Annotated in this window: 14 protein-coding genes; 5 read left to right on the top strand and 9 right to left on the bottom strand. The window is 48.8% G+C overall.

Annotated elements, in window-relative coordinates:
- Positions 1 to 127: 127 nt before the first annotated feature.
- Positions 128 to 1762, bottom strand: a complete 1635-nt coding sequence (locus RYZ26_RS08495) for a GMC family oxidoreductase (protein ID WP_317682761.1) — start codon at positions 1760 to 1762, stop codon at positions 128 to 130.
- A 350-nt stretch (positions 1763 to 2112) separates the two neighbouring features.
- Between RYZ26_RS08495 and dctP the strand changes: the two genes are divergently transcribed.
- The 4 genes from dctP to RYZ26_RS08475 all read left to right on the top strand — a co-directional run bounded on the left by dctP (position 2113) and on the right by RYZ26_RS08475 (position 6295).
- Positions 2113 to 3345, top strand: a complete 1233-nt coding sequence (dctP, locus tag RYZ26_RS08490) for a TRAP transporter substrate-binding protein DctP (RefSeq protein ID WP_317682760.1) — start codon at positions 2113 to 2115, stop codon at positions 3343 to 3345.
- A gap of 106 nt (positions 3346 to 3451) precedes the next feature.
- On the top strand, positions 3452 to 4120 hold the full coding sequence (locus tag RYZ26_RS08485) for a TRAP transporter small permease (protein ID WP_317682759.1): 669 nt from the start codon (positions 3452 to 3454) through the stop codon (positions 4118 to 4120).
- A gap of 9 nt (positions 4121 to 4129) precedes the next feature.
- Positions 4130 to 5485 carry a TRAP transporter large permease gene (locus RYZ26_RS08480; protein ID WP_317682758.1) on the top strand — a complete coding sequence of 452 codons (1356 nt, stop codon included), beginning with the start codon at positions 4130 to 4132 and terminating at the stop codon, positions 5483 to 5485.
- Positions 5486 to 5512: 27 nt separating this feature from the next.
- Positions 5513 to 6295 (top strand): IclR family transcriptional regulator, encoded by a 783-nt coding sequence (locus RYZ26_RS08475; protein WP_317682757.1) that lies wholly within the window; start codon positions 5513 to 5515, stop codon positions 6293 to 6295.
- A gap of 21 nt (positions 6296 to 6316) precedes the next feature.
- On the opposite strand, the gene RYZ26_RS08470 is transcribed toward RYZ26_RS08475, so the two are convergent.
- The 6 genes from RYZ26_RS08470 to RYZ26_RS08445 are packed head-to-tail and all read right to left on the bottom strand — an operon-like array spanning position 6317 to position 10945.
- Complete coding sequence (locus RYZ26_RS08470) at positions 6317 to 7126, bottom strand: response regulator (RefSeq protein WP_317682756.1); 810 nt, start codon at positions 7124 to 7126, stop codon at positions 6317 to 6319.
- Complete coding sequence (locus tag RYZ26_RS08465) at positions 7127 to 7930, bottom strand: response regulator (protein WP_317682755.1); 804 nt, start codon at positions 7928 to 7930, stop codon at positions 7127 to 7129.
- Positions 7923 to 8930 (bottom strand): sensor histidine kinase, encoded by a 1008-nt coding sequence (locus RYZ26_RS08460; protein WP_317682754.1) that lies wholly within the window; start codon positions 8928 to 8930, stop codon positions 7923 to 7925. Before RYZ26_RS08460 ends, RYZ26_RS08465 begins: the two co-directional genes overlap by 8 nt.
- Positions 8930 to 9958 (bottom strand): adenylate/guanylate cyclase domain-containing protein, encoded by a 1029-nt coding sequence (locus RYZ26_RS08455; RefSeq protein ID WP_317682753.1) that lies wholly within the window; start codon positions 9956 to 9958, stop codon positions 8930 to 8932. The genes RYZ26_RS08460 and RYZ26_RS08455 overlap by 1 nt, the downstream gene beginning before the upstream one ends.
- Positions 9959 to 9989: 31 nt before the next feature.
- Positions 9990 to 10376, bottom strand: coding sequence for a DUF1987 domain-containing protein (locus RYZ26_RS08450; protein WP_317682752.1), 387 nt, complete (start codon positions 10374 to 10376; stop codon positions 9990 to 9992).
- Positions 10377 to 10390: 14 nt separating this feature from the next.
- Positions 10391 to 10945, bottom strand: a complete 555-nt coding sequence (locus tag RYZ26_RS08445; RefSeq protein WP_317682751.1) for a SiaB family protein kinase — start codon at positions 10943 to 10945, stop codon at positions 10391 to 10393.
- A 209-nt stretch (positions 10946 to 11154) separates the two neighbouring features.
- Here RYZ26_RS08445 and RYZ26_RS08440 point away from each other — a divergent pair, with 209 nt between their 5' ends.
- Positions 11155 to 18063, top strand: coding sequence for a transporter substrate-binding domain-containing protein (locus tag RYZ26_RS08440; protein ID WP_317682750.1), 6909 nt, complete (start codon positions 11155 to 11157; stop codon positions 18061 to 18063).
- Here RYZ26_RS08440 and RYZ26_RS08435 read toward each other — a convergent pair.
- Complete coding sequence (locus RYZ26_RS08435) at positions 18060 to 18449, bottom strand: bacteriohemerythrin (RefSeq protein ID WP_317682749.1); 390 nt, start codon at positions 18447 to 18449, stop codon at positions 18060 to 18062. The genes RYZ26_RS08440 and RYZ26_RS08435 overlap by 4 nt on opposite strands.
- A gap of 12 nt (positions 18450 to 18461) precedes the next feature.
- Entirely contained in the window at positions 18462 to 19733 is a 1272-nt protein-coding gene (locus RYZ26_RS08430; RefSeq protein WP_317682748.1) for an EAL domain-containing protein, read from the bottom strand.
- Position 19734 lies beyond the last annotated feature (1 nt).

Below are 19734 nucleotides of genomic sequence, written 5' to 3'. Positions count from 1 at the left end.
AAACCATGCTCGATACCGTGCATCTGCAATACTTTAATAAACGCTTCTTCTGTTGTCATTTTAACCATGACGTGTGGTCTCCTGTGTGAAAAATAGTCTTCTTTGTTTAATAGAGAGAGGGAGGGGGTTATTTCTTTGCGTCCTCTAAGATCATGTCTGCTGCTTTCTCAGCAATCATGATGGTCGGGGCGTTTGTGTTGCCAGAGACAAGAGCCGGCATGATCGAAGCGTCCGCAACACGCAGACCTTCAATTCCGTAGACACGAAGGCGGGTATCAACGACCGCTTTCGGATCAGATTCTGGACCCATTTTACAGGTACTTGTCGGGTGATAGATGGATTGAGCGAGGTTACGACCTGCATCCAGCAATTGCTCATCTGTCGCTGCGGCCACACCGGGGCGCAGCTCTTCTTCGATCAGCGGCTTCAAAACATCGGTGTTCACGAACTTACGTGACCAGCGCATCCCGGCAACCACATTTTCCTGATCCACCGTTGAAGAAAGGTAGTTCGGGTGGATCAACGGATAGACATTGGGGTCGGGTGACTGCAGCTCCAGATGACCACGACTTTCAGGACGCAACTGACAGGTTGAGGACGTGAAAGCGGAGAATGGATGCAAGCCGTCACCAGGCTTATCCGCACTCAAGGGCTGTAAGTGGAACTGGATATCCGGCGTTTCGACTTCCGGCTTACTCTTACAGAATACACAGACCTGACTTGCAGCCAGTGTGAGCGGCCCCTTGCGGCGGAAGAAATAATCCATGCCCGCAAGCATTTTGTTAATCGGGTTGCTCAGGTGATCGTTTAGCGAGATCGGCTTGTTAATCTTGAAGACCATCCGCACCTGCAGGTGATCCTGCAGTTCCTGACCGACACCTTTGCTTTCATGAACGATTGGAATTTCCATTTTCTGCAGTTGATCGCCCGGACCAACACCGGACACCATCAATAGATGCGGTGAACCCAAGGCACCGGAAGACAAAATTACTTCGCCGTTTGCCTTAAAAGTTTTCATCTGGTTTTTGACTTTAACCTTCACGCCAACAGCGCGTTTGCCTTCAAACAGGACTTTCTGCGCCTGGGCATGTGTCACAACCGTCAGGTTTGGACGATCTTTAACAGGGTTCAGGAAACCCACAGCCGTGCTGCAACGACGACCGTTTTTTGCCGTCAGCTGGAAGTAACCAGCGCCTTCCTGTTCCGCACCGTTATAGTCATTATTTGTTGGCAGACCCAATTCACCCGCCGCCTGAATGAAACGGTCACTCAAGTCCGTTTTAAATGTCGCATCTGTGACAGAAAGCGGACCTTTTTCGCCGTGGAATTCGTTGGCGCCATGTTCCTGATCTTCTGATTTCTTGAAGTAGGGCAGAACATCTTTATAAGACCAGCCAGGGTTGCCCATGGCTTCCCAATCGTCATAGTCTTTTTTGTTGCCGCGAACATAAAGAAGACCGTTGATAGAACTGGACCCGCCCAGCGTTTTACCACGCGGCCAGTTGATAGAACGACCATTCAGACCCGGGTCGGCTTCTGTTTCATAACACCAGTCCCATTTCGGGTTATTGATGGTTTTGAAATAGCCAACAGGAACGTGAATCCATGGATACCAATCCTTGGCACCCGCCTCTAAAAGCAAGACCTTATTCTTTGGGTCCGCACTTAGACGGTTTGCCAATACGCAACCTGCAGACCCCGCACCTACGACGATATAATCGAAATCAGGTGCACCCGCTTGCAAAGAATCCTGTTCGCTCATTTCCTGTTCCTTCCTGCTTAACTCCGCAAACGTCTGCGAAGCATTTATTTTTAATGAACTTGGTACTTATGAATTCACGCCATGATGGCGACGTAAATGCAGAAGCATCAAGCACTTGCCTTGTTTTCCAATAACTCAACCAATTTTGATAAAATCAATTGAAGCCCAACTGCCGATTACTTATTATTGCAATTAATGAGAACAAAGGTCTCAATAACAATGTTGGCTATAGGTATAAATGAATTTTAATGAGACTTCAAGTCCCATTTTAAGCTTGCATTCATTTTTTTTGTGAGCTAATAATGAGACCTCAATTCTCAATATTGTAATTACTAACTGGGAGGCAACTCATGAAGGTGTCTGACAAAATCAATACCATTTCACGCCGGGACTTATTTAAAGTCGCTGGTCGCTATGGGCTTTCTTCAACGCTCATCGCTGCTGGTGCAACTGGTGGTCTGCTATCTACGGCAAGCCTTGGCCAAGCTGCTGAAAGCACTTATAAAAAGCGCTTCGGTAAAAAGGCTAAACACACACTGAAATTCGGCGCGTCCGGTTTCAACTCTCGCAACCTGCTGATTGAACGTGCTGGTGCATTGTTCTTCGCACAAGACCTTGAAGAACGTACGGATGGTGAGATCCGAATCGAATTCATTGGTGACAATCAGATTTGCGGACAGCTTTCCTGTGTTAAAAAAACACAACAGGGAATCGTTGATATCTATGCAGCTTCCACGCAAAACTCTGCAGGTGGCGCGCCATATCTGAACGTTCTTGACTATGCGTACGCTTTCCCTGGTCGTGCGTCCCAATATCACTTCCTCTACAGCCCGGAAAGCATGAAGATTCTTCGTGATCCGCTTGAAAAACGACACGGCCTGAAGTTCCTCTTCAGCCATTGCGAACTGCGCGGTATCCAGCTGGGTCTGAAATGGAAAGACAAACCAACTGTAAACAAACTGGAAACACTGTTTGGTACGAAAAACCGTGTAACAGGTACTCAGTTGGGCCGAATCGCCATGCAACAACTGAACCTGAACCCGGTTCCTGTTGCCTGGGAAGAAACACTTGACGGTCTGAAGCAAGGCCTGATTGATGGTGCAGAAACCTGGGCGTCTGCGGTTGGTTACGCCAACATGTCCCCTGTTGTGTCCCAGTCTGTTGATCTGAAATTCTTCTGCGGTACAGAGCACACTTCTATGTCTGCAAAAGTCTTCGATTCGCTTGAGCCACACCTGCAAGATGCCGTTATGGAATCTTCTTATCTGGCACAGGTTCACGTACAGGCTGCAAACGAAGCTGCACTTGTTAAAACGGTTGGTTTCTCTGATCCGGTTATGCCTGGCACATTGTTCGACAAGCACAATGTACGTCCTGCATTCCTGCCTGATTCTGAAATCAAAATGGCTGAAGAAATGTGTTCACCAGAATTCAACCCGAAACCTTGGGAAGAATGGCGTGAGCGTCTTAACAAATGGTCTGGCGGTCTGGACACATATCAAGAAATTCACCGTATCGCGCGTGAAGTTCCCAAAGATATGCTGCCTGAAAACGTTGAGCCACGTCGCTGGTGGAAATCTTAATCCACAATCGGCTTAAATCATTGCATGCTCCGTTCTCAATGCAGGACGGAGCATGTAATCTCATTCAAAAAAAATAAGAATAACTTTTGAACACGGGAGGGCTTTTATGTCTTCGTTATTTAGTGAGCTCGGAACTATTTTCCAAGCCGTAGCATCTGGGGACTGGTTTGAAATCTCTGATGCTTTAAATAGTGACGCTGCTTATTTATTTGGCGTTATTCTTGTATTGGGTGGTGGCTTCATTTTCATGAAGACCCTGCAATCCATTACCATCCTTGATAAATATTTTGAACGCACCGTTCTAGTAACGACCTATCTGACCATCGCCTTTATTATCTTCATTGAAGTGATCCGTCGTTTCGTCTTTCAGGTACAGGCCCCCTGGTCAACAACCCTCCCCCCTTATCTGTTTCTTATTATGGCCTGGGCCGGGTGTGCGTATAACACAAAACTGAGAACTCACCTTTCATTCGCTGAATTCCGCATGAAACTCCCACGGGGTGGCCAAATGGCCTGCCTGACGCTGGATGCTGTTTTATGGCTGGCTTTTGCGATGATCGTGATCGTGACATCTTTAAAACAAACAGCTAACTCGGCTTCCAATTTCCAGATTCTGTTGGGAACCGACAATATCATGCAGTGGTGGTTCTACGCCGTTGTACCTGTAAGCTGGTTGATCTTGTGCGCCCGCGTCATGGAAAATCTTTCTGAAGATTTCCGTAACTACCGCGAAGGCAAGCCGTTGATCAAAATGTCTGCAATCGGTGGTGAATAGGATTTTCAAATGACTGATGCTACTTTAATTTCTCTGATTTCTGCAGGCGTTACTGGCTTGTTTATGCTGGGTGTTCCCATTTTCCTTGTGATTGGTCTCTGGGTCGTTTTCTGCAGTTTCGTTCTTGGCCTGACACTGGACAATATCGGTGTTGCGCTTTCTGACGTCTTTACCGACGGTTTTGCCCTTCTGGCGATGCCATTGTTTATTCTGACTGGTGACTTGATTGAAAGATCAGGGATTGCCAAACGTCTTTCAGACTTTGCCTATGCCTGCCTTGGCTGGCTGCGCGGCGGTCTGGCGATGGCAAGCCTTGGCGCATGTGGTCTGTTTGCTGCGATTTCCGGTTCCAACTCTGCCACAACAGCCACCATCGGTGCCATGATGCACCCGGAAATGGTTAAAAACGGATATGATGAACGATTCGCAGCTGCTACGGCAGCATCCGGCGGTACCGTTGGTATCATCATCCCGCCTTCCATTATCTTTATTGTATATGGCTTCCTGATGAACCTGCCGATTTCAGATCTGTTCATCGGCGGGATTATCCCGGGTATATTGATGGTATTTGGTATGCAGCTTGCCTGCTGGCTAATCTGCCGTAAAAACGGTTGGGGCCACCTGATCCCCATCAGCCTAAACCGTATTTTGAAAACAGCGTTCGGGTCCTGGTTGGGCTTCTTCGCCATTGGTCTGGTTCTTTGGGGTATTTACACAGGTAAATTCTCCCCTACCGAAGCAGCGGGTGTAACGGTTGGTTTCTGTATGATCGTTGGTCTGATTTCCCTGCCGCTTTATCGCATCTTGGGTTATGCCGCCAAAGGTGAGCGTGATGTCAATGACAAGACCTACAGCGAGATGATCCTGGTTGAAGGCTTTAAAATCAAGGACATCCCAGGTATCGTTATTCGTTCTGCACAAATCACAGGTATCCTTGCCCCAATGATCGCAATCTCGGTTGTAATGCAACAGATTCTCTCTTTGTTGGGTGCAAAAGACACCATTCAGGAATTTGTGACAGGTATGGGCGGATATTACGCCGTTCTGCTGACAGCGATGGCCATCGTATTTGTTGCGGGCATGGTACTCGAAAGTCTGCCAAACACGATCATTCTGGCACCAATTTTGGCGCCAATTGCCCATTCTATTGGTGTTGATCCGGTCCACTTTGCTGTAATCTTCCTTGTTGGTGGATCAATCGGCTTCATCACACCGCCCTATGGTTTGAATTTATATGTGGCAAGTGGTGTAACAGGGGTTCCATATTTCAGGCTCTTGAAGTATACCGTGCCTTATCTGATTGCATTGATCGTAGTATGGTTTGTTGTTGCAATGACACCGATGTTATCGACTATACTACTCTGAGGCCACAGTATGAATTGGAGATAAGAATTGTCAGTCGAGCCACATGATAAAAAAGAAGTCTCTTCCAGAAGTTTACGTTTCTTACTTATTCTGGAAGAAGTGGCAAGGCTAGGCGTTCCGGTAACGCCGACGGAAGTGAACAAAACCCTCGGCTTACCGAAACAGACAATTCACCGGATTTTTTCAACATTGGAAGAATCCCATTTCCTTCAACGTGAAATGGACGGGCGGCATTATTCACCTGGTCCGCGAATGAGAACAATGTCTTTGGGCACCATGTCTTCCATTCGTACCAGAGCCGCCCGTCTTTCTGTTATGCAGGCCTTGTCCGAGAAAATCGGCGAAACCATTAACCTGGTTATTCCGGACCGCCATAACATGATCTACCTGGATCGTGTGGAAACAAACTGGCCGCTACGTGTGCAGTTTGCCAGCGGGGCCAAAGTGCCCTTCCACTGTACAGCCAGTGGTAAAATCTACCTCAGCTCTCTCCCCAATTCCCGTCTGACGCCGATCCTTGAAGCCAACGAGCTTGAGAAACTGACAGACAATACATTGTGTGACCCGGATGAATTACGAAAAGAGCTTCAGGTTATTCGCGAACGCGGCTATTCAACAGACAATGAAGAATTTATCGAAGGTTTGATCGCAGTTGCGACCCCGATCAAAGACGGCAATGACCGAGTCGTTGCCTGTCTTGCCTTCCATGCCCCCACACCCCGTATGAGCCTGGAACAAGCCATAACGCATCTGGACAGCCTGCAAGAAGCTGCACAGAAACTTTCCAACATCTTGCGTGAAGAATCTTAAAAAAAAATAATCAGGCTTTGATCATTCCACCTGAATTTCACGCACGAAAAAGCGGTCTTCCACCTGCCCCATATTGACCATATCTTCCAGGCGCGAAATGGATTTGCGTTTCAGGGAAACATCGGCAGGCAACACCAACATGCCGGAATTTGCCTTTACCGGGCGGGTCAGCACCAGACCAATACGCAAGCCTTCCAACGTGACTTGATCTTCATGATCATCGCCGCTTTCTTCGATAAAGACACCGGGTTTGAGACGTTCGCCTTCGCGTTCCTTCTTTTTCTTTTCAATCAGGTCGGCTTCCAGCTTGAACAAACGGCCCAGCAACTGACGCATGGTATATTTAAATTCTGCACGTCCCGGGTTTGTCAAATCGCTTCTCATCTCATCATCCTTGAAATCGACATCATCTTTTCGACGGTCCGGACCCACATAGGCTTTGGTTTCAATAAAAGCACCCCGATTGCGGATCAGGCGCTTAAGGCGGGCCACGATATCATCCGCACTATAAGGTTTCAGCAAAATCTCATCACACCCCACATCAACCAGCCTTTTCTTTAACTGATCATTACCTTCTTCCATCATCACAAGACTGCGGGTAGTGCGGATTTCATCTTCCAGGGCAGCGCGAAACAGCTTGTGACACAGGGTTGCATCGTAAGGCACGATATGTTCAGAACAGATAAAGAAATCGACAGGCTTATCCATCAATATCTTCAGGGCTTCCAGTGATGTGCGTGGTTCATGCAATTCTGTGATGCCAAACGCTTTTAACACCCCGCGCACCATGACCCGCATGCCTGTATATGGTTCAATCAGGATTGCCTTCATTTAAGACAAACTCCCGCTCAATCCAAAAGGTGTTTCTTCCGTTTTAAGCTGATAAGACGTCCCATTCAGATCGACTTTGTCCAAACGTTCATCACAAGCTGCAAGCAATGCCGCAGGGGCAATATCCTCTAAGGCAAAGCCAATGATCGCATGGTCTTCCAATCCCAGCAGGTCTGCAAAAGCCTGATTGCATCGCACGACCATCCCCCCCTGCCCCAACTGGAAAAGCGCAGCCTCACTCAGATTAATCAGGGACTGGATAGATTGTGTATTTTCCGCAAGCATCTGATAAGCCTCTTCGCGGTAGCTTTCCAGCGCCAGCACATCGCGGTAACTACGCAATCCGCCAATGACCGTGGTAAACAGGCGCGTGCTGGAAAGTTCAGTCTTTGCACGATAATCATTGATGTCATAGGCAATAATTACATCCTGTTCCGGCGCCTGACCCGGCTGCCCGGTCCGAAGCACAATGCGCACCGCTTCATTTTCCAAATCATCACGGATTTGGCGGGCCAGTTCCAGCCCGGCATGATCGGTTTCCATCACCACATCCAAAAGGATCAGTGCAATGTCATCGCGGCTCTGCAAAATTTCCAGGGCTTCCGCCGCACTATAGGCACTGAGACATTCAAGCGGGCGGCCTTCAAAGCTGAAACGTTTCAGGGCGATTTTGGTCACGTCATGAATGCCCGGTTCATCATCCACAATCAGCATGACCCAGGGACTGTTTGCACCCGCCAGCTGACCGTCTTCTATCGGGCCATCATCCAGAAAGTCATCATCATCTGCCCAGTCGTCACTCATCTAACATCCCCTTCGTCTTTATTTCCTGTGGTAAGTCTATCTGGAAACAACAGCCCTGACCAGACGGGTTGTCGCGCAAATCCAGATGACCTTCCAGCTTGGCAGTCACCAGATTATGGACAATATGCAGCCCCAGCCCGCTACCGCCCTGATCTCGCGCGGTGGTGTAAAACGGGTCAAACACCTGTTCTTTTTTATCGTCCGTCACCCCACAGCCATTATCCTTTACACGGATGGTCACACGGTCTTGTTCCAGCGCAGCAGAAATTTGGATGCATGGCTGATCAATGGGGTTGGCAAAAGCATGGATTTTCGCATTTAAAATCAAGTTGGTGATGATCTGATTAAGCGCACCGGGATAGGTCACCATCCCCAAGTCATCATCGATACTGACATCAATCTGAATATTGCTACCTTTCAGGGCCGGGGCCAGACTTGCGACAATATCATTTACATAATCACCGAGCTGAATATCACGCAGATCATCCACATGACGATCCACCGCTACGGCCTTGAAGCTTTGGATCAGGTCAGCTGCATTCTGGCTATGACCGGTCAAAAGGGTCGAAATCTCTTTCGCGCTTTCCATATATTTCGCCACATCGGATTTACGTGCCTTGGCGTTCTTGATCAGGTTTTCCAGATGGGCCGTTTCTTCTTCAAAGGCACTTGCTGATGTCAGAATGATCCCCAATGGCGTATTTAACTCATGCGCAACACCGCTGACCAACTGCCCGAGGGACGCCAATTTTTCTGCGCGCACCAGTTCCTGCTGGCGGCGTTCCAGTTCTTCTTTCTGCTGGGTGATCTGGTCCTTTGCCGCACGCAGTTTCTGCTCATTGCGATCAGAGTGTTTGATCAACCGCTGGGTCGATTTGGACAGTTTTTTATATTCGGCAAGCAATTCTTTAAACGGGCTCAGGTCCTGATCAATTTCCGCAATCGCTTGTTCGGCCTTTTCAATGACGTCTTTTTCTTTTTTAAAGAGGTCAAAATCCATCAGCTTGATTTCACCTGCATGATCAGGGTTTCCAGCTCTTTCACCACCTCGTCCTTTTCCTCTGCCGGGATTTTGTCGATATCCAACAGGCAGGTCAGGCCACGGCGTTCTTTATGGATAAAGCGGCGGTCCTTGTCGATATCATCATAGATCCCCTTGACCGCATAGGTGCGCACTTCACGCTGAATGCCTTTGACGTGGATGGGTTCACGTTCTTCCGCATCCACAATGTCTTTCACCAAGGCATATGTTTCAGCCGACAGCAAAATGCCATCGGTATCACTGGATTGTTCCAGACGCGCGGCCAGATTTACCTCGCCGCCGATGATGGTGTAATCCATGCGGTGGTCACTGCCAAAATTCCCGACATTGCAATAGCCTGTGTTGATCCCGATGCGCATGCGAAATGGTTTGGCAAAACCTTTGTTGATCCACATGTCTTTCAGGTCTTCCATCTTGCGCTGCATGGCAATGGCCATGCGCACACAAGCCTTGGCATCTTCGATCACTCCGTTGGATTGCGGGTCCCCCACAAACAGCAACATAGCATCACCAATAAACTTATCGATAGTCGCGCCATGTTCCAGCGCGATGGTCGTCATGGCGGTAAAGTATTTATTGAGCAGATAATTCAAGTCTTCGGGCTGAAGATTTTCGCTGGTTGCAGTGAAGTCTTTTAAATCACTAAAAAACACCGTCAGTTTTTTACGATCTGTTTTAAGGCGAACTTCTCGGTCCCCGGAAAAGATAGAGTCATAAATCTGCGGAGAAAGATATTTCGACAGGTTCTGCGAGAGATTTTCCAGCGTCTTGTTTTTATCATCCAGATTATTGGCGAGTTTGTTAAGCTCTGCCTCGTTACGATCACTTAAACGCACCAGACGTTTGGTAGATTTAAAAAGTTTTTCATAGTCTTTCAGCAGCGCCTGATAAGGGGCCTTGGCATCATCTGGCAAGTCATCGGTTTCCAACAGCGCTTTGGCGGCATCAATGATGGCCTTCTCTTTCTTGAAAATTTCAAATGCCATATCAGCCCCCTAAAGCCGAGCGACCGTTAAATCAGACGGCGACTTCCACCAGCTCGAAGGATGCATGTTCCAGGTCTTCGCCGTATTCTTCGCCCAGTTCCAGCATATTATCATCATCTTCTTCGTAAGCCCATTTAATGGACACCTGATTACCCGCTTCGCAGGTTTCGTCAAACAGTTCAAACAAAGCCATCAGAATTTTAGCTGTGGAGCTATTAAAGTAAATCAGTTCAAAGGTAAAAGTGATGTCCTGGCCGGATTGCGCTTCAAAATGGCTTTCCAGTTTTTCCATCACGGGACCGTAAAATTCATTTACATCCTCTGGGTAGGATTCACCGCGTAAAAAGAAAACGTTCTTTTCAAAATCAAAATCTACTTCCGGAGAGCGTTCTGTCGATGCCAGTTTAATGTTTTCCATTTTTCTAATTCTTCTTATACGTAAGCTTTGATACTAAAATAACTGCGTTTCTCTTCAACCGGGATGAAATCAAACTCAAAACCCTTTTTAGCCCGCCTGGCGATATCAATAAAACCGACGCCGGCGCCTTTACTGCCTTCTGGCGTTTCCCCTTTCAGGGTATCTTTATAAAGTTGCTTTAATTCATCTGAATCAAGTTGCTGGATATGGGTCAGATTTTTCCCAAGACGGGCCACATCTTTTTCTTCGATCAGGTTGGAACAGGACACAAAGAACACATCATCCTTGCACCCCACCGTCAGCACCCCAAAGCGCAATTCACGTTTGGAATCACCGGACATGAATTCTTCTTTTTCCGCTGAATATCGAATGACATTTTGCACCTGTTCAACAAACAGCGAGAACACGCTGCGCGCCACCGTTTTATCAGCTTCTTCCAGCTGCAATTTCATTCGGATCGCCTGTCCGATCCCGCTTAAGACATCTTCGGTCAGATAGCCGCTGTAACAGAATAAAATCCCTTTTTCTGCAAGCAGGTTTCTAAATTCGTACATTTCAGATGCAAGCATTATGTACGTCCCTCCTGTTGAAAACGATCAGCCGAATGAGAATCATCTTAAGCCATTCTTATTTATTAGAAAGTTAATGTGACATGATTTTCAACCTTGTGAAAGAATTTTTCTTAACCATAACTTGTTATTAGATACGTTTTTTCTGTGACTTTGAATTGAATCCAAGATAATCTTTTTTGTCCAATCGTTATTCAGGGTTGCTATAGATGACACAAGGTCCGGGTCGAATTCTTTTTGCGTTTGTCTTTTTGCTGGTGTCGTTTCTTTCGACGCTCTCACATGCACAAGAACCCCTTAAGATTGCAATAACTGACAACTATCCGCCTTATAGCGTGATCGGTCCGACGGGTCGTCCCTTCGGCCTGTTTGTCGATATGTGGAAAGAATGGTCCCGCGCCACCGGAACACCTGTTGAATTTGTCATCAGCAGTTGGCCTGACACCATTGAAAACGTGCGTTCAGGCAAGGCAGATATTCATTCCGGCCTTTATCACAATGATCAACGTGCCCAGTTCCTGGATTTTTCAGACCCGATTCATATTGGCCGAACCTCCCTTCATTTCAGCGACCCGGATATAGCGCCCCTTACCCTTGACAAAATGCAAAGCATGACGGTTGGCGCGGTCTCCGGAACCTATCAGCAACGCTTCTTACGTGAACGTTTTCCCCATGTAAAAGTACGCGAATTTCCTGATGCTGGTGCAATGGTTACCAGCGTCATGAAAAATGAAATTGATGCGGTGATTTCAGAATCGGTTGCGATTGAAGCCAGTCTCGCCCGAATGGGCCTGCGCGGTGTCATTCAGGAAGGCGCAGAAACGCTTTTTAAAAACTTTGTCCTGGCAGGCGTTCAAAAAGGACGCAAAGACATTGTTCGTAAAATCAACAACGGCTTTCGCCGCGTTGATCGCAGCCGCCTGGCACAGATTGAAAAACGCTGGCTGACCAATCCGGCTGACTATTTCTATTCCAGCCAGACCCAGACCATTGATCTGTCGGCAGAAGAAGAAGCCTGGCTGCAGGAAAATCCGGTGACCCGCATTGCAGTGACCACCTTTATCGAACCTGTCGATATCACAAATGATCAAGGGCACTACACTGGCCTGAATGCGGACCTGCTGAAGATTATGCAAGAACGCACGGGCCTGACCATCGTGCCGGAATTCTTTGATCAATGGCCCCGATTGGTGGAAAAAACCCTGAATGGCGAAGTCGATGGCGCCATGAGTTTTTCCATCACGCCGGAACGGGCCAAGAAGATCAATTACACCAACGCCTATGCCTATGACCCGGTCGTTGTCATCACCCAAGACGGTGAAGAACGCATCAAAAAATGGAAAGATTTGAACGGCCTGAAACTATCGGCCGGGGAAGGCCTGGCTTATGTGGACGCACTAAAAGCTGATTTTGCAGATAATTTAAGACTGGTTGCCAATGAACGGGCAGGTCTGAATATGGTCAGAGACGGTCTGGTGGACGCCCATATTTCCACCATGATCTTTTTTGGCAATGAACAGAAAGCTACTTTCATCCCGGGACTGAAGATCGCTGCCAGCCGCGCCGAAGAAGGCGGGGCGTTGCGCTTTGGCATTCACAAGAACAAACCTGTTTTGTTCAGCATCATGAAAAAAGGCCTGGCGGCCATTACACAGGATGAACTGACCGCCCTTCGTGAAAAATGGTTGCGTCCGCGCGACCAAAGCGCCCCCAGTGCCGTGTTGCTCAATAGCGAAGAAACCCAATGGCTGAAAACCCATCCCATCACCCGCATTGCCGTGCTGAAAAACTGGGCGCCTTATGACATGCGCGATGAGTCCGGGCGTCACAAAGGCATGCATGCCGATATCCTGCGCCTGATCAACCGCCATTTGGGCACCAATCTGGTCGCCTGGCCGTTTGATACCTGGAAAGAAGCTTATCAAAAAGCTCTGACAGCCGAAGCAGATGGCATTTTGGGGCTCAGCTGGACCAAGGCGCGTGAGACGGATTTCTATTTCTCCACCGCTTATCATTATAAGCCTGCTGATTTTGTCATGCGCGCATCGGATGAGCCCATCAATGAATGGGAAAAGCTGGATGGCAAAACCATCCATGTCCGCGCCAAGGCCTCCCTGATTGACAAGATCAAGGCCGAACTGCCCAACGCCGTCATCAAGCAATTTTCGTCTGAAGAAGCGGCATTGAAAGCTCTGGCAAAGGGCGAAGGTGATGGTTACCTCGCCTGGGTCGGGGTTAGTGAGGCTTTCCTGCGCGACAATGGTCTGCGCATCACCGCCCAAATCGATGACCGCCAGGGGGAATTCACACTAGGTGTAGCGAAAACCAAACCGATCGTCGCCAGCATCGTCCAGAAAGGGTTGAATTCCATCACCCAAAGCGAATGGGTGGAACTTAAAGAAAAATGGCTTATGCCACCCCAAAAGGATGAACTTGGCTTAACAGAAGAAGAGCGCAACTGGTTGGCGGAAAACCCTTCCGTCGAAATCGCCACCATGGAAGCCTGGCCGCCCATCAGTTTTATTGGGCGCAATGGAGAGATTGAAGGCATCAACGCCATTTTGGTTGATACGTTAAATGAAAAATTGAACGGCCTTCTGACCCTGAAACCGGGCCCCTTCAAAGACAATTTCCAGAAGGTCAAAAATAAAGAACTACCTGCCCTTTTAGACATCACGCCCACCGCTGAACGCCAAGCCCACTTTCATTTTACTGAGGCCTATTTCAAGATCCCGCATGTGTATATTGCGCGCGACGATGCGGATTATATCGCCGGGGAAAGTGATTTAAAAGGCAAGGTCATGGCCCTGGAAGAAGGCTTTGGCAACGTCAAATGGTTCAAAGAAAATGTACCCGGCCTGACGATCAAGGAATATCCCGACACGAGCCTTGCTCTGGGTGCAGTGTCGCGCGGGGAAGCGGACGTCTATGCCGGGAACCGTGCCGTCGGTGTGGATATTTTGGAGCGTGAATTTATCAACAACGTCAAAATCCATGGTCGCGTTGGTCGTCCGGTCACAACTTTGGCCATTGGCGTGCGCAAAGACTGGCCGATCCTGCGCGACATTCTGGATAAAGCCCTTGCCAATATCAGTCTGGATGAAAAGTCCAGTATTCATCAGAAATGGATGGCAAAAGCACCGAATTCAGTGCGTGTTACAAACCGCCTGACCCTGAGTGCCGAAGAAAAAGAGTATCAGCGCAAAAACCCCGTCATCCGCGTTCATAATGAAATGGACTGGCCGCCCTTTGACTTTAATCAGGAAGGTCGCCCGACCGGATTTTCAGTTGATTATATGCGCCTGATTGCAGAGAAAACCGGATTTGAAATTGAACATGTGACAGGACCGAGTTGGAGCGAGTTTTTAGGCATGATGCGAGATGGTTCGCTCGACGTCATGGTCAATATCGTGAAAACGCCGGAGCGTGAAAAATACATCAGTTATACCGATCCATACGTCAACAACCCTCCAATGGTGATCACTCGCACCGGATCGGATGTCCAAACATTTGATAACCTCTTTGGCCGCACAGTTTGTGTGCCCAAAGGCTATTTCTATCAAGAAATTATCGAAACCCAGTTTCCAGCCATTTCCCTTGTGCTGACCAAGGATCAAAGTGACTGTTTAAAACAGGTGTCCGCTGGACATGTGGACGCAACCATCGGCGGGCTGGCTGTGCAGGATTATCTGATTAAAAAACTTTTCCTCAGCAACCTTGCTATCGTTTCCACAATCGAATACCCGGCCTTTAGCAACGATCTGCGCATCGGTATCCGCAAAGACCTGCCGATGCTGCAACAGATTTTGCAACGTGCCGTCCAGGATGTGCGCGAAGAAGAAGTCGCCTCCATTCGGGAAAAATGGTTCTCCACCCAAGGGCCTGTCGCCAAATCGGCTAAAACTCAAACAGATGTGATGCAGATCGTTCTGATCGTAGGCGGTATCTCCATCGGGTTGATCGTTTTGTTGATGATCATCCGCACGTTGATCAACCGTCTGGTCAAACGCGAAGTTACAGCCGCCTATCAGTCCCAGGAAGTCCGTGGCACCGGGCTGCTTCTTGTCGCCGTCTTTTTAAGTGTTGTTGTCATTGGGGCCTGGGTGACGGCTGGTAAAACCAACGTTGATTTCCGCAATAACCTGCGGGACCAGTTGGAGACCGTGCGTGACACTACTCTTGAGGCCATCCGCACTTGGGTGGAAAGTGAAAAACGCCACCTGAAAATCATCACCACGGATCAGATGATCGTCGCAAGCGTGGCCGATCTGGTTAAACTGCCACCTGATGCGGAAACCCTGCGCACCAGCGATGCCGTAAGCTTTATCCGTTACTGGTTTAGCAGCCACGAAAACACAGCCCATTCTCACGATTTCGCTGTGCTCTCCCTCAACGGGGTCGTGCTGGCTTCTTCCAAGGATGAGACTTTGGGCAAGCCCCATGTTCTCCAGAAAATGAAGCCCGAACTGGTATCAAAAGCTGCCGCCGGCGCCGAACAGTTTGTTGCACCGTTCCAAACACCGCACATGAACCACGCAAAACCAAATGGGCATAATCAGTCTCATAATATGGGCTATTACCTGATGCCGATATTGGGCAAAGACAAGAAAGTCCTCGCGCTGCTGGCCATGCCTTATAATCCGCATCATGACCTGACCGGGCTGACCCAACTGGGACGTCTGGGCGAAACCGGGGAAACCTACCTGTTTGATAGCGATGGCTTGATGACAACGGACAGCCGCTATACTCAGGACCTGATCGATCTGAGCCTGATTGAAGCGGGACAATCCGCCATTCTAAACCTTCCTTTAAGAGATCCTCTGCATCGCCTGGTTGTTGGGGAGGTGCGTAGCGAAGAAGAACGCAGCAAATTGCCGCTTACCTTGATGGCGGAAGAAGCCTTATCAGGCAAAAGCGGATCAAACATCGAAGGCTATCGCGATTATCGCGGCGTGCACGTTTTGGGAGCCTGGAGCTGGATTCCAGAATATGGTCTTGGGATTGCCACCGAACAGGATGAAGCCGAAGCCATGGCGACGTTTTGGACGCTGCGTAACACCATGTTGATCGTACTGGGCGTGGCCGTCGTCAGTGCCTTGGGGCTAACTGGCCTGTCCGTCTGGATCGGCCAAAGCGCCAACCGCTCTTTGCGCAAGGCCCGCGATAACCTGGAAATTGAAGTGCGCGAACGCACACGGGAATTGAACTTCCAAAAGTTTGCCATGGACCGCCACGCAATTGTCAGTGCCACTGACCCCAATGGCAAAATCACCTATGTGAACGACAAATTTGTGGAAATTTCCGGCTATGATCGTGACACCTTAATCGGGGCAAATCATCGTCTATTGAAGTCCGGCAAACATACCGAGCTGTTCTATACCGAAATGTGGAACACCATTTCATCCGGTGAAGTCTGGCATGGGGAGCTGTGTAACCGCTGCAAAGATGGTCAACTGGTCTGGATGGCGGCTTCCATCATTCCGTTCACCAACGAAGAGGATGAGATTGAACGTTATATCTCCATCCGCACGGATATTACGGAACGAAAAGCTGCTGAACAAAAAATCATGGACAGTGAAAAACGTATCCGCAGCATCATTGAAAATGCGGTAGATGGCATCATTGTCATGGGTCAGGACGGGATCGTTCAGGGCTTCAGCCCAGCAGCCGAAGAAATCTTTGGCTATAATTCTGGCGAAGTGGTCGGCCAAAACATCAAAATGCTAATGCCAGAACCAGATAGAAGTGCCCATGACGGGTATCTGGCGGCCTATTCCCCGGATCGCATCAGTTCGACGGTAGGCAGAAACCGGGAAACCATTGGCCTACGTAAAGATGGTTCGACCTTCCCAATGGATCTGGCTGTCGGTTCCAGCCTGATCCGGGACGAATATATCTTCACCGGGATCGTAAGGGATATCACCACACGCAAAGAAGCCGAAGCCGCATTGAATGAATCCGAAGAACGCAACCGCCTGCTGCTGACATCGGCTGGATCCGGTATCTTCGGGGTGGATACAAACGGTATCATCACCTTTGTGAACCCGCGCTGTATTGAAATGCTGGGCTATAGCGAAGATGAATTGCTGGGTGTGAAAGCCCATCCATTGTTCCATCACACCTATCCCGATGGCAGCCATTATCCGGTTGAAAACTGCTGGATGTATAAATCCTTCACCGAAGGCCAATCATATCGCATTGATGACGAGATGCTCTGGTGCAAGGACGGCAGCCCCATCCCGATTGAATATAACAGCACGCCCGTCTTCAGGGATGGCGAAATCGTTGGGGCCGTGATTGCCTTTAACGATATCTCTGAACGTCTGGAAGCCCAGCGTGAACGTGATGACGCTTTGGAAGTCATTTCCAGCAGTATCAATTATGCCTCCAACATCCAGCGTGCAGTTCTGACAGGCGAAGATATGATTCAGGCGACCATGCAGGATTATTTCGTCCTGTGGGAACCGCGTGACGTGGTTGGTGGCGATATTTACTGGTGTCATATGTGGGGTGGCATGCCGATTGTCATTGCAGCGGATTGCACAGGCCATGGGGTGCCAGGGGCCTTTATGACACTGATTTCCACAGGTGCCCTTGATCGCGCCATGGCAGAGATTGAACCAGGCAATGTGGGACAATTGATCCAGCGCATGCACCAGGTTATTCAGTTTACTCTGAACCAACATGGCAAACAGGGAGAGTCCGATGACGGGCTGGAACTGGGTATTTGCTGTCTGGATACCATTGATAATCAGATTGTGTACGCAGGCGCACGTTTCTCGCTATTTATGGTGCAAGATGGTGAAATCACCGAGTTTAAAGGCACCAAAAGCGGCATTGGCTATCGCAACATCCCACAAGACCAAGAATTTGCCGAAAACCGCATCGCGTTAGAAGGGGCGCAACAATCCTTCTATATGTCCACAGATGGTTTCTTCGATCAAATCGGGGGCCTGCGCCGTCGTATGTTTGGCAAAAAACGCTTCAAGCAGATTTTGCTGGACGCACAAGGCAAACCAATGGCGGAACAAAGAGACATGCTCCACCAGGGTCTGAAAGATTATCAAGGCGATGAGACCCGCCGCGATGATGTGACGATGATCGGGTTTATTCCTTAAGAGCAGGTGGCAAAAGTCTCCTGATCATCAATCATCATGTGGGGCAATAGACGTTCTTCCACCCAATTCAGAAGGATGCGGCCTTTTTCAGACTGAAAACCCAGTGCTTCTTTTTTCCAGACATCCAGAAGCTCTTCTGCGAGGGTCTGATGTTCACGCGCGTGATGCTGCCACCCGGTCGCACCTGCATTTTTGAAGTAAGCTTCTTCATCATCAAAATGTTTTTGGGTGTAGGCCAGCAACTCATCAAAGAAAATCTTGGTGTCTTCAGACTGGTCAATCACCGCATTAAAAAGCTTTTCCGCCAGAATAAGGAGGCGCTTGTGCTGTTCATCGATCATTGCGTTATCGATCACGTAGTCTTCCTGCCAATCAAAAATAGACATAGCGTCCACTCCTTACGTTTTAGCTTTTAGCAGCTGTTTATAAAGATCCAGTGGCTTGACGAGGAAATCATCAATCCCCCAGCCCTCCAGTTCTTCTTCAATGGGGCGACACCCAATAAAATCAAACCCGGCACAGATTGCGGCGACACTCAAACTTACGGTTTGCAGGCCCAACGCATGAGTTTGTAAGCTGGGAACTTGTGATGTCTTGAAAATGAATTTTTCCATATCAGCAATGATATCAATCTCGTCGCGGGTTTCATGAGTCAGATCAACACCGACAGAAACCAGCCCGCCCACACCAAAATCACCAATTTGGTTAAAAGACAGCGGCACCTGCACATATAACCCCTTGCAGTAAGGACGCAAGCGGTTCATGCAGATACACAGATTTTCAAATGTCACCCCATCAGGGATACATTTGATCTCCATTGATACCCGTTCACGCCAGACGGGCGTCAGTTCCCTATAGACCTGCAGAAACTGGGAAAAGCCTTCTTCTTCCATGATGGTATCAAAATGCACAGGCACGAGGATGGAAGCCATGGCATCATGTTCAATAACCCGCACCACCTGATCAACCGCATGGCGCACGGTAACCGCATCAAGCGCATGTTCCATATCATGTCGGCTAAACCGTTCGGACAGGTCTGCCTCATCCAGAATGTCGCCATTTTCCAAATGCCATCTGGGGATACATTCAAAGGTCATGACGAAATTGCGCCGGATATGCCAGATGGGCAGAAAATCAAACGACGCTGTCCCGATCAGAGACACATCTTCCATCTCTTCCAGGAAGATTTCCCCGCTCTCTTCAGCTACGGGCGTGGCAGGGACAGACCGTTCTTCCTGTTGCCCACCGCTGGCTTCAATGCCTGTTTCCCCAATCGCATCGACCTGTAGCAGGTTGATCTTTGATTGGCCCAGTGGTCCGCCCATCATATGGACTGCGATGGTGTTCTTGAGCTTTTCCGCCAGTTCATAAGAGGTATACGCGTGATCACGATGGGCAATCACGATGTAAGAGGACGGATCAAACCCGAAAATCTGGTCATCTTTCCCCAAAATATTCTGAGCTTCACCATTCACAATCGCATTTAAGCTTTCACAGACCTCTTCCCAGATATTTTCGGCAAAACCCTGAAGCTGATCAAAGCGCAGCAACACCACCCCGTTGGCATTATTTGCCAGGGCATCACGTAACATCAGGCTCAAAAGTTTCCAGTAGTCTTTCTTCAAAGGCCCATCGCCATCCTGACCCAGATATTCAATAACCTGTTTCATC

The sequence above is a fragment of the Terasakiella sediminum genome, from assembly GCF_033100395.1.
Lineage (GTDB): Bacteria > Pseudomonadota > Alphaproteobacteria > Rhodospirillales > Terasakiellaceae > Terasakiella.
The sequence above is the reverse complement of the archived record's forward strand: the minus strand, read 5'-3'. Positions and strand labels throughout refer to the sequence as shown.